Origin of the sequence: Dermacoccus sp. Ellin185, assembly GCF_000152185.1 — a bacterium.
Taxonomy (GTDB): Bacteria; Actinomycetota; Actinomycetes; order Actinomycetales; family Dermatophilaceae; genus Dermacoccus; species Dermacoccus nishinomiyaensis.
Genome location: NZ_AEIQ01000088.1, coordinates 133,136 through 151,451 on the forward strand (window position 1 = coordinate 133,136; position 18,316 = coordinate 151,451).

An 18,316-nucleotide genomic window follows, 5' to 3' on the forward strand; every position below is an offset into this window, starting at 1 on the left:
CGGTGTCACCTGCCCCGCCGGGATCACCCGGCCCGACGACCGATGGAGAAGCGTGGCTGACGAGCAGCGCCAAGGCACGATCTACGGCTTCCTCGCCTACCTGGCGTGGGGTCTGTTTCCGCTGTACTTCCATGCCCTCGAACCGGCGGGCGCGTGGGAGATCCTCAGCCATCGCATCCTGTGGACGCTGCTGCTGTGTCTCGTCCTGCTGGCGATCACCCGCAATCTGGGCTTCCTGGGCGGGTTGTTCAGGGACGCGCGCAGGCTCGGCGCCATCACGATCGCGGCGCTCCTCATCGCCGCGAACTGGACGATCTACGTCGTCGCCGTGACGAGCGGCCACGTCACCGAGGCCGCGCTCGGGTACTTCCTCAACCCTCTCGTGACGGTGATGCTCGGCGTCCTCGTGCTTGGTGAGAAGCTGCGGCGTCTGCAGTGGCTCGCCGTCGCGATCGGTGTCGTCGCGTGCGTCTACCTCGCGATCGACTACGGCAGCCCGCCGTGGATCTCCATCTCCCTCGCGCTGTCGTTCGCCGCATACGGCCTCATGAAGAAGCGCATCGGCGGCCACCTCAGCGCCCTCGAAGGGCTGACAGCGGAGACCGTCGTCCTCGCGCCGTTGGCCGCCGCGCTGCTGCTGTTCGTGCTGCCGTCGAAGGATCTGACGTGGAGCGGGCACGGCGTCTCGCACAGCGTTCTGCTCGCCTTTAGCGGCGTCGCGACGGCCATCCCGCTGCTGCTGTTCGCCGCCGCTGCCCGTCGCATCCCGCTGACGACGATCGGGCTGCTGCAGTTCATGACGCCGATCATGCAGTTGCTGTGCGGCGTGCTCGTACTCGGCGAGCACATCAGTGCCGGACGCTGGGTCGGCTTCGGCCTCGTGTGGCTCGCCCTCGTCGCCCTGACGCTCGACTCGCTGCAGCACGCCACCCGCAGCCGCCGCGCCCGACGCGTCGCAGCCGCCGCCTGAACACGCAGCCACTCGGATCATGGCGCCGACGCGCGCCGGGTCAGCGAGGTCATGCCACGTCAACCGCACGACGATGAAGCCAAGACGCTCAAGACGCAGGTGACGCAGCTTCTCGGCCTGCAGGGCGCGCGGGCTGTCGTACTTGCCGAGCCCGTCGAACTCGATGAGGACACGAGTACTGCAACCCGGAGATCAGCCCGGGCGAAGACGCCGCCCGTCTCGTCGCGAATCGGGTGTTGCGGCTCCAAGGCGATCCCGTAGGTGTGGCACAACCAGCGCAGCCGGCTCTCCCCCGGCGACTCGACCCGGGCGTCCGCGAGATCGACGACGACGCGCGCCATGCTCACCCCCCTTGCGACGGTCATAGAGGGCAAGCACGTCTGGCAGTGCCGTGAGCGTGGCGGCAACACGGCGTCGCGCCAATTCGCGGCGCCACACCGCCGGATTCTCGGACGTCGGCGGCGTCACGATGTGATAGCTGCCGTTGCCGAGCGATTCGAGCCAACCGTCACGGACCCAGCGTCGGACGTGGTCATGCGTCAGCCCATGGGTGGCGAGTTCACTCACGTGCAGATGATGGGGTCCGTGCTGCATTCGCTGCCGCAGCAGCTCGGGTGGCGGATTCACTCTCACACTGTCGCCCATCGAGGGCACGGCGTGCTGGGCGAACGACGTCGCCCTGTGGACAACCAACCACGATCGAGCGAATCGGTGGGATCAAGCACTGCAGCGCTCGATCCCACCGATTTCGCTCGTGTTCGGCCCGGCTCGGCCCCGTGCGCCCAGCCGTCAGGCCCCGAGCACCTGTTCCAGATACGGGTTGGCGAACACCCGCTGCGGGTCGAGACGATCGCGCAGGGCGACGAAGTCGTCGAAACGCGGGTAGACCGAGCGCAGGTAGTCGGCGTCGTAGTCGTGCATCTTGCCCCAGTGAGGGCGCGCGCCGAGTTCGCGGGCGACGTCCCAGAAGTGCGCGAAGTAGGCGCGGTGGTCGGCCTTCACGTATTGGTGGATGGCGATGTAGCAGCTGTCACGCTCGTTGGCCGTCGACATCCAGCGATCGTCACCGGCAGCCCAGCGCACCTCGACGGGGAACGCGACGGGTTCGGCGGTGCGCTCCACCCACCGCTGCATCTCCCGCAGGATCGGCTCTGCGGCCTCGAGCGGCACGGCCATCTCCGATTCGCGGAACCGAACCGTTCGCGGTGAGGCGTACACGGCGTGCGAGCGATCCGAGAACTCGCGCGCGGACAGCGTCGAGGCGGAGATGTCGTTGAGGCGCGGCACGAGCGACGGCCGTCGCACCGCGAGCTCGTTGAGCCACCCGAAGACGGTGTTCGACAGGAACTGATCCTCGAGTCGTCCCTTCCAGCGCGGCAGCGGATTCACCGCCGCGTCACCGCCCCTGCGGACGTTGCGTTTCGTCATCACCTTGTCGGTGTGCGGAAACCAGTAGAACTCGTAGTGGTCGATCTCGGCGAGCGTCGCGTCGAGGCCGGCGAACTCCGCCGTCATCGTCGACGGGCCCTCCGTCGCGGCCAGCGTGAACGCCGGCACGCACTGCATCTCGACCTCGGTGATCACCCCGAGCGCCCCGAGCGTGACGGCGAGGGCCGGCACGAGGTCGGCGTTCTCCCCGCCGTCGCTCCAGCGCAGAACCTCGCCGGTGCCCGTCACCATCTCGCCGCCGACGACGGCGCCGCCGAACCCGGTCCAGCCGAGCCCTGTGCCGTGCGTCGACGTCGAGACCGCCCCCGCGATCGTCTGACGGTCGATGTCGCCCATGTTGGGCAGCGCGAGCCCGTGTTCGGCGAGCCGCTCGACGAGGTCGTACAGGTGCGTCCCCGCCTTGATGCGCACTCGGTTCGTCGCCTCGTCGACGACGATGCCGCTCAGCGCATCGAGACGCACCTGGACGTCGACGGGCTCGGCGATCGCCGTGAACGAGTGCCCTGCACCGACCGGTTTGACACGCCCGCCCGACGCCGCGGCGCGCCGCACGAGCGCAACCACCTCGTCGCGTGATCGCGGCGTGACGACCTCGCGCGGCGTCGCCGTCACGTTGCCGGCCCAGTTGCTCCACTCAGCCAAAGTTCTGCCCTTCTCCCCGATAGGTCGCGACCTCGTCGACGAGGGCGCCGTTCTCGACGACGAGGATCGAGTCGAACCGCTCGCACATCTCCCCCGCCTTGGAGTGGCGGAACCACACGTGGTCGCCGATGCTCAACCCGCGCGCGGACGCTCCGTGCAGCGGCGACTGCACCTCCCCCGCGCCCAGCTGGCCGTAGTACTTGAGCCCGCGCGGATGCACGGGCACCGGCACCCGCGAGCGTGACGGCGGCCCGGAGCCGATGTAGCCGCCCGAATACGTGACGGCGGTCTGCGGGTCGGGTTTGCGCACGACGGGTGAGACGAACCAGCAGGCCGGTTCGGTGCGTAGCGCGCGGTAGCCGTCGAACAGACGCGGCGCGAACAGACCGGAGCCGACGGCGATGTCGCCGAGCACGCCGTCACGCCCGCTGATGTGCGCCGATCCCGTGCCGCCTCCGTTGATGATCTCGAGGTCGGAGTACGCCTGCAGCGCGTCGACGACGGCGCGTCGGCGGCCCTCGATCTCGCGCATCGACGCCCACTTCATGAGGCGGTGACCGGGCGTCGAATCGGGCACGCCGGCGATCTGCGCCTCGTAGAACATGCAGCCGACGAGCTCGACGCCCGGCGTCCGCTCGATGCACTGCGCGAGGCTGACGGCGTCCTCGGGCGTACGCACGTCGGACCGGTGCGCTCCGGCGGTGAACGGACCGACCTTGAACGTCATGTCGACGTCGATGGCCACGCGCAGCACGACCCCCGCCTGCGTGGCGACGCGCGCGATCATCGCGACGTGCTCGGGCGAGTCGACCATGAGCGTGACGGTGGCGCGTGCCTCCTCGTCGTCGGCGATGGCGCGCATCGCGACGACGTCGGCGCTCGGGTAGGCGACGAGCACATCACGTAGCCCGTGAGACACGAGCCACCGCGCCTCGGCGACCGAATAGGCGAGCAGACCGCTGACGCCGTCGTGGCGCAACGCCTCCTCGATGAGCGCGCGCACGCGGATCGACTTCGTCGCGATGCGCAGCGGCACGGGGGTCGCGACGTCGCGTAGCGCCGTCAGGTTGCGCGTGAACGCCGCGCGGTCGAGGACGGCCGTCGGCGCCCTGATCGGCCTCAACGGTGTGTCGAAGACGCTCACGCGGACACTCGGTCGGCGAACAGGCCGGCGAAGGCGTCGAGGACGGCGAGCGCCTTGTCGTCATCACCGTCGGCGAGCCAGGCGAGGGCGACGCCGTCCGTCATGGCGATGACCATGCGCTGGACGACCTCGGTCGGGATGCCGAGGTCGTTCGACCAGCGTGTCTGGAAGGTCTCGACGAAGTCGTGGACGATCGCGTAGTTCGTGGCGAAGATGCCGCGCGCGAGCTCGGGGCCCGAGTCTTCCTGACGCACGAGGTAGGCGACGAGTTCGTAGACGAGTCGCTGCCGGTCCGCCTGCGCACCACTGATCGACCAGTAGTAGCGGAACGCGGCGCGGATGGCGTCGACGGGCGAGACGTCGTCCGGCAACGGCAGTGACGCCGCCTCGATGTCGCGAGTCGCGATCGACTCGACCATGGCTTCGAGCAGCGCTTTCTTGCTGTCGAAGCAGTAGTGGACGGTGCCGAGCGAGACGCCCGCCTCCGTCGCGATACGGCGGACGGTCGTGTTGTCCAGACCGTCCCGCAGGGCGATCGCGACGGCCGCCTGGATGAGTTGCGCGCGTCGCGTTTCGATGTCTAGCCGAGGCATAACTGCGACTCTAACGCCCCCTGAACTGGACATGTGTCTTGCACCACATTCGACACCCAGATGGTCACTTGCTGAACACCCGGCGTTCACGCCTCGGGACGGAGCGCGGTGTCAGCACGTGGTCTCAACTCTCCCCGCACCGGCGCCCGTCACGCCGAACGCGTCGCGACGCTCAGCGGAACCTCCTTGAGCGCGTCCTGCACCTCGCCCTCGCCGAGTTCGTCGATGAGAGCGGCGGCTTTGCGCGCTGTCGTCAGCGTGTGCGCGCGGGCCTGCTCCATGGCGGGGTGCGCGCGCAGCAGCTCGAGGGCCTCGGCGTGCTCGGCGTCGTCCGTCAGTGGCCTCGCGAGCAGTGCCTTCAGGCGCGCGTCGGCGGGGTCGCTCGAGGCGTTGACGTAGAACGTCGGCAGCGTCGCGACGCCCTCACGCAGGTCGGTGCCCGGGGTCTTGCCGGACGTCTCGGCCTCGCTCGCGATGTCGAGGATGTCGTCGCTCAGCTGGAAGACGAGCCCGACGAGCTCGCCGTAGCGGCCCAGCACCTCGACGGTGCGCTCGTCGCAGCCGGAGAACATCGCCCCGTACTGCGCGGCGGCGGCGATGAGGACGCCCGTCTTGTCGGCGAGCACCTTGAGGTAGTACTCCATCGGGTCGGCGCCGTCGGGTGTCTGACGCTCGTCCTCGATCTGGCCGGCGCACAGGCGCACGAACGTCCGGGCCTGCAGGATGACGGCCTCCGGGCCGAGGTGGGCGATGAGTTCGGATGCCTTGCCGAAGAGCAGGTCGCCGATGAGGATGGCCGTCGAGTTGCCGTACACCGCGTTGGCGCTCGGCACACCGCGGCGGATGTCGGCCTCGTCCATGACGTCGTCGTGGTACAGCGAGGCGAGGTGCGTCAGCTCGACGCCGGCCGCCGCGTCGACGACCTCGTCGCTGATGCCGGTGCCGAGCATCGAGGTGAGCAACGTCAGCATCGGGCGGAAACGCTTGCCGCCGGCGTCCACGAGGTGGTGGCTGGCCTCACGCACGAGCGGGCTGTCGTGGTCGACGACGACGTCGAGGCGTGCGTTGACGCGCTCCAACCCGTCGACGAGGCGGTCGCTCAGCTCCGCCGAGGCGTCCGGGACGATCGCGGACGCGACCGACTGGGCGCTCGAGGTGCGCGCGGATTCAGCACTCATGGTTCAACTCTTCCTGGGCCGTTCACGCGTTGGGCGCGAGGCGGGTCAGCACGGTGTACAGGCGATCGGTGGCGCTCTTACCGCCCGGGTCGGCGAGGTTCGCCATCACCTTGACGATGATCTTCATCAGGTCCTCGCGCGGCAAACCGTACGTGACGGCGAGCTTCATGATCTGCGGATTACCGATCATCGTGGCGAAGTGGCGACCGAGCGTGAAGTAGCCGCCGAGGGCCTGCTTCATGACGTCGGGGTAGGTGGCGAGGATGCGTTCGCGGGCGACGTCGCCGCCGTTCTTCGCGGCGCCGAACGCGTCCGCGACGACGCTCGAACCGAGGCGCGCGGCCTCCATCGCGTACGCGATGCCCTCACCGTTGAACGGATTGACCATGCCGCCGGAGTCGCCGACGAGCATGAGGCCGTCGGCGTAGTGCGGGGTGCGGTTGAAGCCCATCGGCAGCGCCGCTCCGCGGATGTCGCCGACCATCGTCGCGTCGCCGAACGTCCACTCGGGCGGCATCGTCGCGACCCAGCGGCGCATGACCTCGCGGTAGTCGGTCTTGCCGAACGCCTTCGAGGTGTTGAGGATGCCGAGGCCGACGTTGCTCGTGCCGTCCCCGACGCCGAAGATCCACCCGTAGCCGGGCAGCAGGATCTTCTCGCCGCGCTCGTTCGTCGACGGTAGTTCGAGCCAGCTCTCGAGGTAGTCGTCGTGCGTGCGCGGGCTCGTGTAATAGGCGCGGACGGCGACGCCCATCGGCCGGTCCTCGCGCTTCTCGCGGCCGACGGCGAGCGCCAGGCGGCTCGAGTTGCCGTCGCAGGCGACGACGAGCGGGGCACGGTACGTCGCCTTCTCGCCGGTGGCACGCCCGTCCCCGCCGAGGAGCTTCGCCTCGACGCCGGCAACGCGGCCGTTCTCGACGATGGGCGCCGTGACGTTGACGCCCTGCAGCAACCGCGCGCCCTGGGCGACGGCGTGCTGGGCGAGGATGTCGTCGAAGTCCTGGCGCGTGCGCACGAGACCGTAGGCGGGGAAGGCTCCCTCGTCGGGCCAGTCGACCTGCAGACGCATGCCACGCCCGACGAGGCGCAGCCCCTTGTTGCGGATCCACCCCTCGCTCTCGGGCGTTGGGATGCCGAGCGCGTCGATCTCCTTGACGGCGCGCGGCGTCAACCCGTCACCACACACCTTCTCGCGCGGGAAACGGGTCTTCTCGAGCAGCAGGACGTCGAGGCCGGCCTGCGCGAGGTACGCGGCCACCGTCGAACCACCCGGGCCGGCACCGACGACGATGACGTCGGCGCTCTCGGTGGCTGCCTGGGGGCTGGTGCTGACGGCGTCGCTCACGCCGCGCCGCCCTTCTTCTTCGCCTGCTGGTTCTTCGACTGCTGGTTCTTCGGCGCATTCTTCGCCGCGGGCTTGACCGCGCGGTGCAGCGCGACGATGCCGCCGGTGAGGTTGCGCCACTCGACGTCGGCCCAGCCTGCCGTCTTGATCTGCTCGGCGAGCTCACGCTGCGCGGGCCAGCTCTGGATCGACTCGGCGAGGTAGACGTAGCTCTCCGGGTTCGAGCTGACGGCGCGCGCGACGGGCGGCAGCGCCTGCATGAGGTACTCGGTGTAGACGCGGCGGAACGGCCCGTTCGTCGGGTGGCTGAACTCGCAGATCAGCAGGCGCCCGCCGGGCTTCGTCACGCGCGCGAACTCGGCGAGCGCGCCCGTGACGTCGACGACGTTGCGCAGGCCGAAGCTCATCGTGACGGCGTCGAACGAGGCATCGGCGAACGGCAGCTTCGTTGCGTCGGCGGCGGTGAATCCGAGGTCGGCGCGGCGCTTCTTGCCCTCGCGCAGCATGCCGAGGCTGAAGTCGGCGGGCACGACGTGGGCGCCCGCGGCGTCGAAGGGCTCCGACGAGGTGCCCGTGCCTGCGGCGATGTCGAGGACGATCTCGCCCGGCTTGGGGTCGAGCGCCGTCAGCACCTGCTTGCGCCAGCGACGGTCCTGGCCGAGGGAGAGCAGGTCGTTCATGATGTCGTAGCGCGCCGCGACGTCGTCGAACATGCGCGCGACATCGCTGGGTCGCTTGTCCAGGCCAGCACGATTCATGGGGCCATTCTCGCACTCGCGCGCGCGTGCCCTCGCGGTCACCTGAATGAGCAGGCGCGCGGGGCGTCATCACGCGTCGCTGACGGCGGCGCCTCGCGCCACCGAGCCGTCCGCGGCACGGGGTTAGGCTGGTGTCTCGTGAGCCTTTCCCCATCGCCCGCCGACGCCGCGCGCACGCCGCACCTGCGGGTGCGCACCCAGGAGCTCGCCGACCCGGGCGATCTCGTCTCGCTCGTTCCGGCGGGCCGCCCGGCCGAGGACGTGATGTCGTGGGTGCGCCGCGGTGAGGGTCTCGTCGCGTGGGGGCGCGCCGCGTCGATCGCGACGAGCGGTGACGAGCGATTCGCCGACGCCGAGTCGTGGTGGGATGCGCTCGTCGCGGCAGCCGACGTCGAGGACGAGGTCGCCCTGCCCGGCAGTGGACTCGTCGCGTTCGGCTCGTTCAGTTTCCGCAACTCCTCCGACGAGGGTTCGGCGCTCGTCGTGCCCGAGATGGTCGTCGGGCGCCGCGGCGGGCGAGCGTGGCTCACGACGATCAACCGCACGAGCGACCGCCTGCCCGACGTCACGCCGGCGCTGGCACCGACGGGGGTCGAGGCCCGTGACGGCGCGCTGACGCCCGCGCAGTGGCGCAGCGCCGTGAGCGACGCCATCGAGATGATCCGCACGGGGCGCATCGGGAAGGTCGTGCTCGCGCGTGACGAGATCCACGTCGCGGACGCCGACATCGACCCACGCTGGCTGCTGACGCGTCTGGCGGCGCGTTATCGCGACACGTGGGCGTTCGCCGTCGATGGTCTCGTCGGCGCGACGCCGGAGCTGCTCGTGCGCTCGGAGAAGGGGCTCGTCACCTCACGCGTCCTCGCCGGGACGATCCGTCGCGCCGGGGCCGGCGCCTCCAGCGAGGAGCAGGATCTGGCGCTCGCCGCGAGCCTTGCGCGCAGTTCGAAGGACCTCGAGGAGCACGAGTATGCCGTCCGCTCCGTCGAGGCGGCGCTGCGGCCGCACTGTTCGTCGATGAACGTGCCCGACGCGCCGTTCGTCCTCAATCTGCCGAACGTGCTGCACCTCGCCACGGACGTCTCCGGCGCGCTCGCCGGGGGTGCGTCGTCGCTGACGCTCGCGGCGTCGCTGCACCCGTCGGCTGCGGTGTGCGGGACGCCGACGAACGAGGCGGCGCTCGTCATCGACGAGCTCGAACACATGGACCGCGGACGCTATGCCGGGCCCGTCGGCTGGATCGACGCCGCCGGCGACGGCGAGTGGGGCATCGCGCTGCGCAGCGGCCAGATCGACATCGAGAACCCCTGCCGCATCAGGCTGTTCGCCGGGTGCGGCATCGTCGCCGGGTCCGATCCGGTGAGCGAGGTCGCCGAATCCGTCGCCAAGCTCTCACCCATGCGCGAGGCGTTGCGCGACGACTGACGCGCGAGGAGGGCAGGTTTGGCGACGTCGCTCCGGTTCTTGTGCGCGTTCGGAGCTGCGATCGCGCCATGCCGACTTTCAGCCCTCACGGTGCGAGTTGAGCGCCACAACCCTGCCATGCGGTACTTCAGCTCCGCGCGGGACGGCTGGTTCCACGCTCGGCGGCCGGGCGGTAGCGTCGATCAGATGAAGCGTCTTCTCGTCATCAGCCACGCACCGACCCTGGCCACGGTGTCCCTGCGCGATGCAGTGATCGCGGGGGCGAGCGACCCGGAGTTCTTCGACGGACTCGTCGAGGTCGTCGCGATCGAGGCGCTGGAGGCGACCGACCCGCGGGCCTACCTCGACGCCGATGCGTATGTGTTCGGCACACCGGTCAACTTCGGCTACCTCTCCGGCGCACTCAAGCACAGTTTTGACTCGACGTACGGCGCGCTGCAGGGGCACGTCCGCAGGCGCCCGTTCAGCTACTGGGTTCACGGGCGCAGCGACGCGACGGGCGCGCGCCGCGCTCTCGACGCCATCACGACGGGCCTCGAACTGCGCCTCGTCGCCGAGCCCTTCGAACGTCTCGGCGGCGTGGGTGATGACGACCTCGCCGCTGCCCGCGAGTTCGGAGCCACCGTCGCGGCACACCTGTTGGACTGAGCATCCACCTCGCCGTCTGCGCTGGGCTGGTGAACTCACATGGGCTGGTGCATTCAAGCGCGTGACCATGCCGGCGCGGCGCCGGGCCACTCGGTCGTGACGCGCGACAACCGGCACCCGCCAGAGGGCAGCCCCGATCGCCCCGGAAGCGCCCGCGGTGGGCGGCGCAACACATAGGGTGAGGCGGCAGTCACCGCGCGGTGACGCGGAGAGGCCCCACCGATGTCAGCGTTCCGTCCCCGACAGGGCGAGTCCAAGCCTGCGCGCACCTGGACGGCCATCGTCGTCGCGTTGGGTACCGCCCTGGCCCTCGTCGCGGCCTTCGGCGGGCCGAAGGACGTGCGCCGCACCGATGGAGGCAACGTCGCCTTCGCGATCGGGGCCTGCGGCGCGTCCGAACCGAAAGCCTTCCCGAGCGGTGTCATCGCCAACACGGATCGGCACACGGCCCGAATCATCGCCATCACGCCGAGCGCTGGATCGTCGCGTGTCGACGTGCGCGATTTCGCCGTCATCGACGCGGGGCCTGCCGAAGGCAGCCTCGATCCCGAGACGCCCATGAGCGTCGGGTTTGCGTCACTTCCCGCCGTCGCGCACCCACACGAAATCTTGCCCGGGCATCAGGCGATCATCGAGGTTCGCGTGACCTCGAGTGGTCGCCCGTCCCACCTGACCGGCTACGACATCACAGTGGCGAACGGCCCCGCCACGCACGTGGTGCATGACGAGGCCGACGTGACCTTCACCGGGGCCTGCTCGGCCCCCGCGTGAGGCGTGATTCAGACGATGCGGTTCAGACGGCGTGGTCCGTCGGCGTTCCCGGGTCGTTGCTGACGATGGTGCGCGTGGGGTCACCTTCGTCGATCGAACCAGCCTTGTCGGTTGCGTTCTGAGCCGTCTCTCCGGTCCTGTCGGACGCGCCGCTCAGGCGCGCCTTGAGCTGCTCTATGAAGTCGGTCAGTGCCATGCTCGTCATCTCCTCGTGTCGTCGTCTCGCGCATCATGCCCGGGCGCCCGCAACCTCGCGAGCGGCCGGGCAGCGCGATCAGTTCTCCTGCAGTTTGTCACCGTCGAGGCCGGAGTGCGGGACGTTGTCCTCGTTCACCGTGTCGGCCTCGCCGCCGGCGTCGGGGGTGTCGATGTTGGAGGCGTCCTGCTCGCTCAGACGCTCACCGTCGTTGTCGCCGTCCTCGGGCATCTCGAACACTGCGTCGGTCGCAACCGTCATGTCGTCTCTCCTTCATCGTGTGGCGCGCCACCATGTGGGCTGCGGCGCCCCGGGCGGGCGCCGCCTCCTGCCACTCTTGCCGAGATGACGCGGGCGCGCACCATACCTGAGGGTGGGGCGCGTCAACGACGTTCGTAGCGCGCGTCCATCTCACCGGCGTCGGCGACGGCGTCGATGGCGGCCGCGAAAAGGTCGTGGCGCGCCTGACGCTCGAGGTGACGCTCGATGCGCACCTCGATGACGTTCAGCCCGGGCGCCGGGTCGCTGACGCGCTCGATGAGTTCGTCACGCGACCCGACGAGCGAATACCCGACACCGCGGGCCTCGCACACGAGCGCGAGGTCGGCGTTCGTCGGCGTGCCGAAGACGCGCTCGAAGTGCTCGGCGAGTTCGCTGCGCCCCTGCTCGAGCGTGCCGAAGATGCCGCCGCCGTCGTCGTTGATGACGACGATCGTCAGGTCGGGGCGCGGCTCGCCGGGGCCGATGAGCAGGCCGTTGCTGTCGTGCAGGAACGTCAGGTCGCCCATGAGTGCGAAACTCGGGCCGTCGTGCGACAGCGCGATGCCGACGGCCGTCGAGACCACTCCGTCGATGCCCGACAACCCGCGGTTCGCGACGGAGCAGACCCGACGCGCGATGCGCTGCGGGTTGCGACCGAGATCGAGGTCACGCGCCGTGTTCGACGACCCGATGAGCAGCGCCGACCCGGCCGGCACGTGCTGCACGAGCGTCGACGTCGCGGCCAGGCCGGACGGCCACGACCGCGCGACGAGCGGCCCGATGCGCTGCGCGAGACGCTGCCCTGCGATGCGCCAACTGCTCGACCACCGACGGTCCGCGCACGCCGCGACGAGTTCGTGCGAGCGCGCGATGGCGGCCCACTCGTGCACCCGCTGCACGACGTGCGACGGGTCGGCCCACGACGTCGAGGCCGTGATGACCTCGACGGTCACCTCGGGGTGACGCAGCAGCTTCGCGACGTCGCGCGAGAGCGTCATGCGTCCGGCGACGAGAACACGCTCGGGCAGGTGCTCGTCGAGCCAGTCGTGGGCGGCGAGGATGAGCGAACCGTGCGGCATGGCGCGCCCGCGGTGGTAATCGCCGAACGGCTCGGCGATGACGGGCCAGCCCGCCGCGTCGGCGAGTTCGGCGACCTCGGCGGCCAGCTTCGGATCGGGCAGATCACCGAGCAGGACGAGCGTACGCGGCACCGGTGCGATGCCCGGGCCGGGCGCGACGGTGACCGTCGATGCCGGAGCACGCAACTGCATCCAGGGGCGCCCGCGATCCCGCCCCTCGAGGCTTTCGGGCCACACGGGTGACGTCGTTGAGGGGGCGTCATCAGCCCGGCCGTCCTCATCGGACGTCGCGCTCGTGTCCCTCGCCACGATCGCCGCCGCGCCCGCAACGGCTCCGGCCATCGCGAGGTCGGCGACGTCGGGCGTCAGCGGCTCGCGGAACGGCAGGTTGAGGTGGACCGGCCCGACGTCGCCCGTCGGGACGCCCGTCGCGTGGGCGAACGCGCGACCGACGACCGAGCGCCACACCGTGTTCTGCCCAGCGCGCTCGCTCGGCGTCGCGAACTCGTGGAACCACCGCGTCGCGGAGCCGAAGATCTTGACTTGGTCGGTCGTCTGGTTGGCGCCCGTGTCGCGCAGTTCGGCGGGGCGGTCGGCGCTCATGATGATGAGCGGAACCTGCGCGTGATGTGCTTCGAGGACGGCAGGGTGAAGGTTTGCGACGGCCGTGCCGCTCGTCGTGATGACGGGCACCGGGTTGCGCGAGATCTTCGCGAGACCGAGGGCGAGGAACCCAGCCGAACGTTCGTCGACGCGCACGTGCAGACGCAGCCGTCCAGCCTTGTCGGCCGCGGCCACCGCGTACGCGAGCGGCGCCGAACGCGAACCGGGCGAGAGCACCACGTCCTTGACGCCGAGCCGCACGAGTTCGTCGATGATCACGCTTGCCATGGCAGTCGAAGGATTCACGCTCACCATCTTGGCGCATGGCGCCGACAACCCCAACGACGCGCCCGTTCCCTACGCTGTGGGCGTGACGAACGACGAGCAGCCCACCCTTCCCAGCGGCACGCAATGGCACATCCGGGCGTCCGGGTACGAGGCGACGATCGTCGAGGTCGGCGGCGGGTTGCGGGCGCTGCGCCACGACGGCGAGGACATCGTCCATGGATACGCCGAGGACACCATGGCCGACGCGTCCCGCGGGCACGTCCTCGCGCCGTGGCCGAACCGCATCGCAGGCGGGCGCTACGCGTTCGACGGCGACACGTACCTGCTGCCGCTGACCGAACCGGAGCACGCCAACGCCGCCCACGGGCTGGTGCGCTGGCAACCGTGGCAGCTCGTGGAGCACGCGACGCATCGCGTCACCGTCGGCGTCACGCTGCACCCGCAGCCGGGATGGGCGTGGACGGTGCGATTCGAGATGACGTACGTGCTCGGCCCCGACGGCCTGACGATCACGCCGCGCGCCACGAACCTCTCCGACACGCCATGCCCGTTCGGGTTCGGCATGCACCCCTATCTGACGGCAGGTGAGAGCTCACTCGACGACGTGACGCTGACCGCCCCTCTAGACGAAGCCCTTACCGTCGACGAGCGGCTCATCCCGGTGGGGCGTGAACCGGCCTCGATCGACTGCACCGAAAGCGCATCATTGCGCGGCGTCACCCTCGATACGTGCTTCACCGGTATCGGAGCCCGCCCGGGCAGCGGAATGCCCACGCGGCCTGCTGACGCGGCGCCACGGGCTGACGGAGCCGCGTCGTCGAGCAACGACGCCGCACGCTGGGAGGTCAGCGTCAGCACGTCGTCGCGGGTGACGACGTTGTGGGCCGATGCGCGCGAGTTCGGCTACGTGCAGCTGTTCACGGGCGACGGGTTGCCGGAGCCGAAGAACCGACGCTCGGGCTTGGCCGTGGAGCCGATGACGTGCCCCGCCAACGCGTTCAACACGGGCGAGGGCCTCATGGTGCTGCACCCCGGCCGAACATGGACAGCCTCCTTCGGCATCTCCTCACGCCACTGACCCTCACGACCCCGACCCTCAAAACGCTGGCCCCACCCGTCCCCATCCGCGATCCACATCGGCGATTCCTGTCCACCTTCGCGATCCACGTCCACGTCCGCGATTCCTGTCCGCATGTGCGAATTTCGTTCATATTCAGCCGGCCGTCATACCGCGCACTCGAGCCCCCGCCCACCCAGCCGACGTCCATGGTGCGCTCTGCCGTCTCGCCACAGACGTCTTCACCGGACGTCGAGGTGCCCCCGGCCGCGTCGCCGACTACCGTGGTGCGGGTGCCCAGAGCCGCGCGCAGTTTTGCCGATGATCTGAGGGCCCGCAGCGACGACGAGCTCGCGGCCCTCCTGCTCGCGCGCCCCGACCTCACGCGACCGACGCCGGCGGACATCACTTCCCTCGCGGCTCGCGCCTCGACGCGCGCCAGCGTCCAGCGTGCGCTCGAACATCTCGACGGCGGCGCGCTGCGCCTCGTCGAAGCCCTCCTCGTCGTCGGTGCTGACGGCGCCGCGGCCGCGCTCGGCGCGTCGAAGAAGGCCGTCGAACAGGGGATCCGGGAGCTCTGGGCGAAGGCGCTCGTCTGGCGCGCTTCCGACGGCTGGCGAACGGCTCGCGCGGTCGGTGAGATCCTCACGCACCCAGCAGGATTGGGACGTTCGACCGCCGAGCTGGTGACGCATCCGAGCACCCTCGCGCTCTCGCCCACGACCACCCCCGACGAGGTCGCCGACGCCGAAGCACGTCTCACCGATCGCGCGCGCGCCGTCATCGAGCAACTGCGCTGGGGCAGCGCCCGCGCCTCGTTCACGACGCCCGCCCTGCGCGCCGTCCGTGACGAACTCGTCCGCGCCGGGCTCATGGTCGCCCTCGACGGTGACGACGCCGTCATCCCGCGCGAGGTGGGCCTCGCCCTGCGCGGCGGCCGGCTGTCGCGCGAACCGTGGGCGCCGCCACAACCCGAGCCACGTCACGTCGACCAGGCCGACACCGACACGGCTGCCGCCGGGGAGGTGCTCGATCTGCTGTGGCGACTCGACGACGTCGCCGCCGCCTGGGATGAGGAGGCGCCGCGTGTCCTGCGCACCGGTGGTCTGTCCGTCCGCGATCACCGTCGTCTCGCCGCGAGGCTCGATGCGTCGAGCGAACTGACCGCCTTCGTCCTCGAGATCGGCCACGCCGCAGGCCTGTTCGCCTCCGACGGAGAGATCGACGCGACGTGGCGACCGACCGATCTGTACGACGAATGGACGACCTGGAGCCCGGCGCGACGCTGGGCGGCCCTCGCTCTGGCGTGGCGTGACACCGTCCGCGCCCCCGGCCTCGCGGGTCAGAGCGTCGACGGGACGCTCGTCAACGTCCTCGGCAAGGACGCCGCGTGGCCGCTCATGCGGGCCCGCCGCCGGGACGTGCTCGACGTCCTCGCCGCCCTCCCGGCGGGCAGCGCCCCCACGATCGACGACGTCGAAGCGCTGCTGCGTTGGCGCCGACCGCTCCGCCTGCCTGCCGGGGCGCCCACCCACGCTGATGTCGTCCTGCGCGAAGCGGCATGGCTCGGCGTCCTCGGCCGGGGCGCGCTCACCAGCGCCGGGCGTGCGCTGCTCGCGGCCGACCCGTCGTCCGCCGCGGATGTCGAGGCCGTGACGACCGCCATGTCGACCGCGCTCCCGGAGCCGGTCGATCAGGTCATGCTCCAGGGCGACCTCACCGCCATCGCGCCCGGCCCGCTGGCGGAAGAGGCCGCCACGTTCATGCGTCGCGCCGCCGACGTCGAATCCCGCGGTGGTGCAACGGTTTTCCGCTTCAGCGACGCGAGTCTGCGTCGCCTGCTCGACCACGGGGTCTCCTCGGCGGAGGCGCTCGAGTTGCTGCGTCGCCACAGCATGACGCCGATCCCGCAGGCTCTCGAATACCTGCTCGGCGACGTCGCGCGCCGCCACGGCCACGTGCGCGTCGGCTCGGTCAGTTCGTACGTGCGCAGCGATGACGAGGCCGCCCTCGACGCGCTCGTCGCCGACACAGGTCTCGCGTCGCTGCAGCTGCGCCGCATCGCACCCACCGTCTGCGTCTCCCCGATGCCTGCGGCGACGCTGCTCGACGTCCTGCGCGAGCATCGTCACGCGCCTGTCGCCGAGACCTCCGACGGCGGGGTCGTCGTGCGCGCCGCCACCGTCGAGCGCGCCCCGACGCCGTCGCGCCGCACCACCCCCGTCCAGGTGCACACGCTCGACGCCGGTGAGGCCGAGCAGCTGGCCGGCCGTCTACGGGCCGCCGAGAAGGACGCCGTCCGTCCGAGCGAGCACGACGCGCACACGCGCATTCCGTCCTGTGATCCGACGGTGACGTTGGCGCTGCTGCAGGACGCGGCCGCCGAGAGCGTTCCCGTGTGGATCGGCTACGTCGAGGCCGGCGGCGACATCAAGCGCGGCTTGTTCCGCCCCGCGAGCGTGACGGGCGGGCGCGTCACGGGCCAGCTGGGCGACACCTCGCCAGTGACGCGGACGTTCTCGATCCACCGCATCACGGGCGTGGCGTCGGCGTGACGTCCGCGACGCCCCTCGAGACCTGCCTCGTCCTTGTCACCCGTACGAGCGACGGGGCGGACGAGGTGCTGCTCGGGCGAAAGCTGCGCGGCTTCGGTCGTAGCCGCGTCGTCGCCCCCGGCGGCAAGATCGACGCCGGTGAGAGCGCGCAGGAGGCGGCCGCCCGCGAGCTCGAGGAGGAGACGGGTCTGCGCGCGCAGACGCTCGCGCCAGCCGGCGTCCTCGACTTTCGCTTTTCACACGACGACCTGACCCAAGACATGCGGGCGCATGTGTTCATTGCGTCCGATGCCCTCGGCGCGGTGCAGGATTCAGACGAGATCGCCGGCCGGTGGGTGCGTCAGGACGGGATTCCGTACGTCAAGATGTGGCCCGACGCGCGCCACTGGGTGCCCCGCGCGCTCGCGGGCACCCTGCAGCACGCCCTGTTCGTCTACGGCGCCGACGGCGTCACGCTCGAGCGCTTCGAGCTCTGACGGCGGGTGCCCATCCGCGTCAGCGCGCGCGGGCCGAGCACGATGACGGCCACGCCGACGAGCAGGAGCGCGCCGCCGACGAACGCGGCAGCGTTGAGGCGTTCGCCGAGGAAGACCCAGCCGGCGAGGAAGCCGACGACGGGGACGAGCAGCGTGAACGGGGCGACGTTCGATGCCGGATAGATGCCCATGAGCCCGTTCCAGATCGTGTAGCCAACGAGGCTCGCAAGGATGACGGTGTACGCCGTCGACGCGATCGCCGCGCCGCCGAAGTGCGTGAGCGCGTCACCGACAGCGCCCGGGCCGTCGCTGAGCAGCGACAACACCAGCATAGGCAGCGGGACGAACAGGCTGCCCCACACCGTCAAACCGAGGCCTGACGCTCCCGCGCAGCGTCGCGAGGCGACGTTACCGGCACCCCAGCTCAGCGCTCCCGCGAGACACAGCAGGACGCCGACGAGCGGTGTCGCCCCCGAGCGTCCGAGGGCCACGACGACGAGCCCACCCACGGCGATGCCCATGCCCATGAGTGGGATGGGTCGCCGCCGCTCCCCCCAGGACGGCCGCGGCGATGACGACGGTGAACAGCGCCTGAGCCTGCAGGATCAGCGAGGCCAGCCCGGAGGCCAGACCCGCTGCCATCGCCGAGTACAGAAACCCGAACTGCCCGGCCGACATGAGCAGCCCGACGAGTGCGAGGTCGCGCCACGCGACCTGCGGGCGCGGCACGAACGCCATGATCGGCAGGATGCACGCGAACCGGATCGCCACGAACAGCAGCGGCGGCATGCCGGCCAGCCCCTCGTGGATGACGACGAAGTTGAGCCCCCAGATGAGAACGACGAGCAGCGCGAGCGCGATGTGGCGTGGGGTCATGA

Annotated in this window: 18 protein-coding genes; 7 read left to right on the forward strand and 11 right to left on the reverse strand. The window is 70.5% G+C overall.

Translation table 11 applies throughout. From position 1 onward, the window contains the following. Positions 1–52 precede the first annotated feature (52 nt). On the forward strand, positions 53–970 hold the full coding sequence (gene rarD / locus HMPREF0321_RS10020) for an EamA family transporter RarD (protein ID WP_006946240.1): 918 nt from the start codon (positions 53–55) through the stop codon (positions 968–970). Between the two features lie 789 nt (positions 971–1,759). On the opposite strand, the gene HMPREF0321_RS10025 is transcribed toward rarD, so the two are convergent. From HMPREF0321_RS10025 to HMPREF0321_RS10050, 6 genes are all read right to left on the reverse strand, one after another. Beyond that, a complete protein-coding gene (locus HMPREF0321_RS10025) occupies positions 1,760–3,061 on the reverse strand; it encodes a D-arabinono-1,4-lactone oxidase (protein ID WP_006946112.1) in 1,302 nt (433 codons plus the stop codon). Next, positions 3,054–4,205, reverse strand: a complete 1,152-nt coding sequence (locus HMPREF0321_RS10030) for an alanine racemase (RefSeq protein ID WP_006946226.1) — start codon at positions 4,203–4,205, stop codon at positions 3,054–3,056. The genes HMPREF0321_RS10025 and HMPREF0321_RS10030 overlap by 8 nt, the downstream gene beginning before the upstream one ends. Then, positions 4,202–4,798, reverse strand: a complete 597-nt coding sequence (locus tag HMPREF0321_RS10035; protein ID WP_006946129.1) for a TetR/AcrR family transcriptional regulator — start codon at positions 4,796–4,798, stop codon at positions 4,202–4,204. Before HMPREF0321_RS10035 ends, HMPREF0321_RS10030 begins: the two co-directional genes overlap by 4 nt. Positions 4,799–4,947: 149 nt before the next feature. Next, positions 4,948–5,976, reverse strand: a complete 1,029-nt coding sequence (locus HMPREF0321_RS10040; protein ID WP_006946199.1) for a polyprenyl synthetase family protein — start codon at positions 5,974–5,976, stop codon at positions 4,948–4,950. A gap of 22 nt (positions 5,977–5,998) precedes the next feature. Then, the gene (locus HMPREF0321_RS10045; RefSeq protein ID WP_006946095.1) at positions 5,999–7,321 is read right to left on the reverse strand and encodes a geranylgeranyl reductase family protein; all 1,323 of its coding nucleotides are present in this window, start codon (positions 7,319–7,321) and stop codon (positions 5,999–6,001) included. Beyond that, positions 7,318–8,079, reverse strand: a complete 762-nt coding sequence (locus HMPREF0321_RS10050; protein WP_050786552.1) for a demethylmenaquinone methyltransferase — start codon at positions 8,077–8,079, stop codon at positions 7,318–7,320. Before HMPREF0321_RS10050 ends, HMPREF0321_RS10045 begins: the two co-directional genes overlap by 4 nt. A gap of 138 nt (positions 8,080–8,217) precedes the next feature. Between HMPREF0321_RS10050 and HMPREF0321_RS10055 the strand changes: the two genes are divergently transcribed. From HMPREF0321_RS10055 to HMPREF0321_RS10065, 3 genes are all read left to right on the forward strand, one after another. Next, positions 8,218–9,504: an isochorismate synthase MenF gene (locus HMPREF0321_RS10055; RefSeq protein ID WP_006946244.1), complete on the forward strand. Its 1,287-nt coding sequence runs from the start codon at positions 8,218–8,220 to the stop codon at positions 9,502–9,504. Between the two features lie 186 nt (positions 9,505–9,690). Beyond that, entirely contained in the window at positions 9,691–10,152 is a 462-nt protein-coding gene (locus tag HMPREF0321_RS10060) for a flavodoxin family protein (RefSeq protein WP_040014813.1), read from the forward strand. A gap of 222 nt (positions 10,153–10,374) precedes the next feature. Next, positions 10,375–10,923: a hypothetical protein gene (locus HMPREF0321_RS10065; RefSeq protein WP_040014814.1), complete on the forward strand. Its 549-nt coding sequence runs from the start codon at positions 10,375–10,377 to the stop codon at positions 10,921–10,923. Positions 10,924–10,945: 22 nt separating this feature from the next. Here the strand turns inward: HMPREF0321_RS10065 and HMPREF0321_RS16530 are convergent, their stop codons facing one another. The 3 genes from HMPREF0321_RS16530 to menD all read right to left on the reverse strand — a co-directional run bounded on the left by HMPREF0321_RS16530 (position 10,946) and on the right by menD (position 13,350). Beyond that, positions 10,946–11,119, reverse strand: a complete 174-nt coding sequence (locus HMPREF0321_RS16530; protein ID WP_006946187.1) for a hypothetical protein — start codon at positions 11,117–11,119, stop codon at positions 10,946–10,948. Between the two features lie 78 nt (positions 11,120–11,197). After that, on the reverse strand, positions 11,198–11,380 hold the full coding sequence (locus tag HMPREF0321_RS14960) for a hypothetical protein (protein WP_006946300.1): 183 nt from the start codon (positions 11,378–11,380) through the stop codon (positions 11,198–11,200). Between the two features lie 122 nt (positions 11,381–11,502). Further along, positions 11,503–13,350, reverse strand: coding sequence for a 2-succinyl-5-enolpyruvyl-6-hydroxy-3-cyclohexene-1-carboxylic-acid synthase (gene menD / locus HMPREF0321_RS16790; RefSeq protein WP_217490539.1), 1,848 nt, complete (start codon positions 13,348–13,350; stop codon positions 11,503–11,505). On the opposite strand from menD, the gene HMPREF0321_RS10085 reads away from it, so the two are divergent. From HMPREF0321_RS10085 to HMPREF0321_RS10095, 3 genes are all read left to right on the forward strand, one after another. Then, entirely contained in the window at positions 13,349–14,428 is a 1,080-nt protein-coding gene (locus tag HMPREF0321_RS10085) for an aldose 1-epimerase family protein (protein ID WP_083803258.1), read from the forward strand. The two genes, menD and HMPREF0321_RS10085, sit on opposite strands and share 2 nt — an antisense overlap. A gap of 272 nt (positions 14,429–14,700) precedes the next feature. After that, on the forward strand, positions 14,701–16,962 hold the full coding sequence (locus tag HMPREF0321_RS10090; RefSeq protein WP_040014852.1) for a helicase-associated domain-containing protein: 2,262 nt from the start codon (positions 14,701–14,703) through the stop codon (positions 16,960–16,962). Further along, complete coding sequence (locus HMPREF0321_RS10095) at positions 16,959–17,438, forward strand: 8-oxo-dGTP diphosphatase (RefSeq protein ID WP_006946065.1); 480 nt, start codon at positions 16,959–16,961, stop codon at positions 17,436–17,438. The genes HMPREF0321_RS10090 and HMPREF0321_RS10095 overlap by 4 nt, the downstream gene beginning before the upstream one ends. Here the strand turns inward: HMPREF0321_RS10095 and HMPREF0321_RS17075 are convergent. Beyond that, entirely contained in the window at positions 17,396–17,959 is a 564-nt protein-coding gene (locus tag HMPREF0321_RS17075) for an EamA family transporter (protein WP_254653987.1), read from the reverse strand. The genes HMPREF0321_RS10095 and HMPREF0321_RS17075 overlap by 43 nt on opposite strands. Then, positions 17,847–18,314 carry an EamA family transporter gene (locus HMPREF0321_RS17080; RefSeq protein WP_006946205.1) on the reverse strand — a complete coding sequence of 156 codons (468 nt, stop codon included), beginning with the start codon at positions 18,312–18,314 and terminating at the stop codon, positions 17,847–17,849. The genes HMPREF0321_RS17075 and HMPREF0321_RS17080 overlap by 113 nt, the downstream gene beginning before the upstream one ends. Positions 18,315–18,316 lie beyond the last annotated feature (2 nt).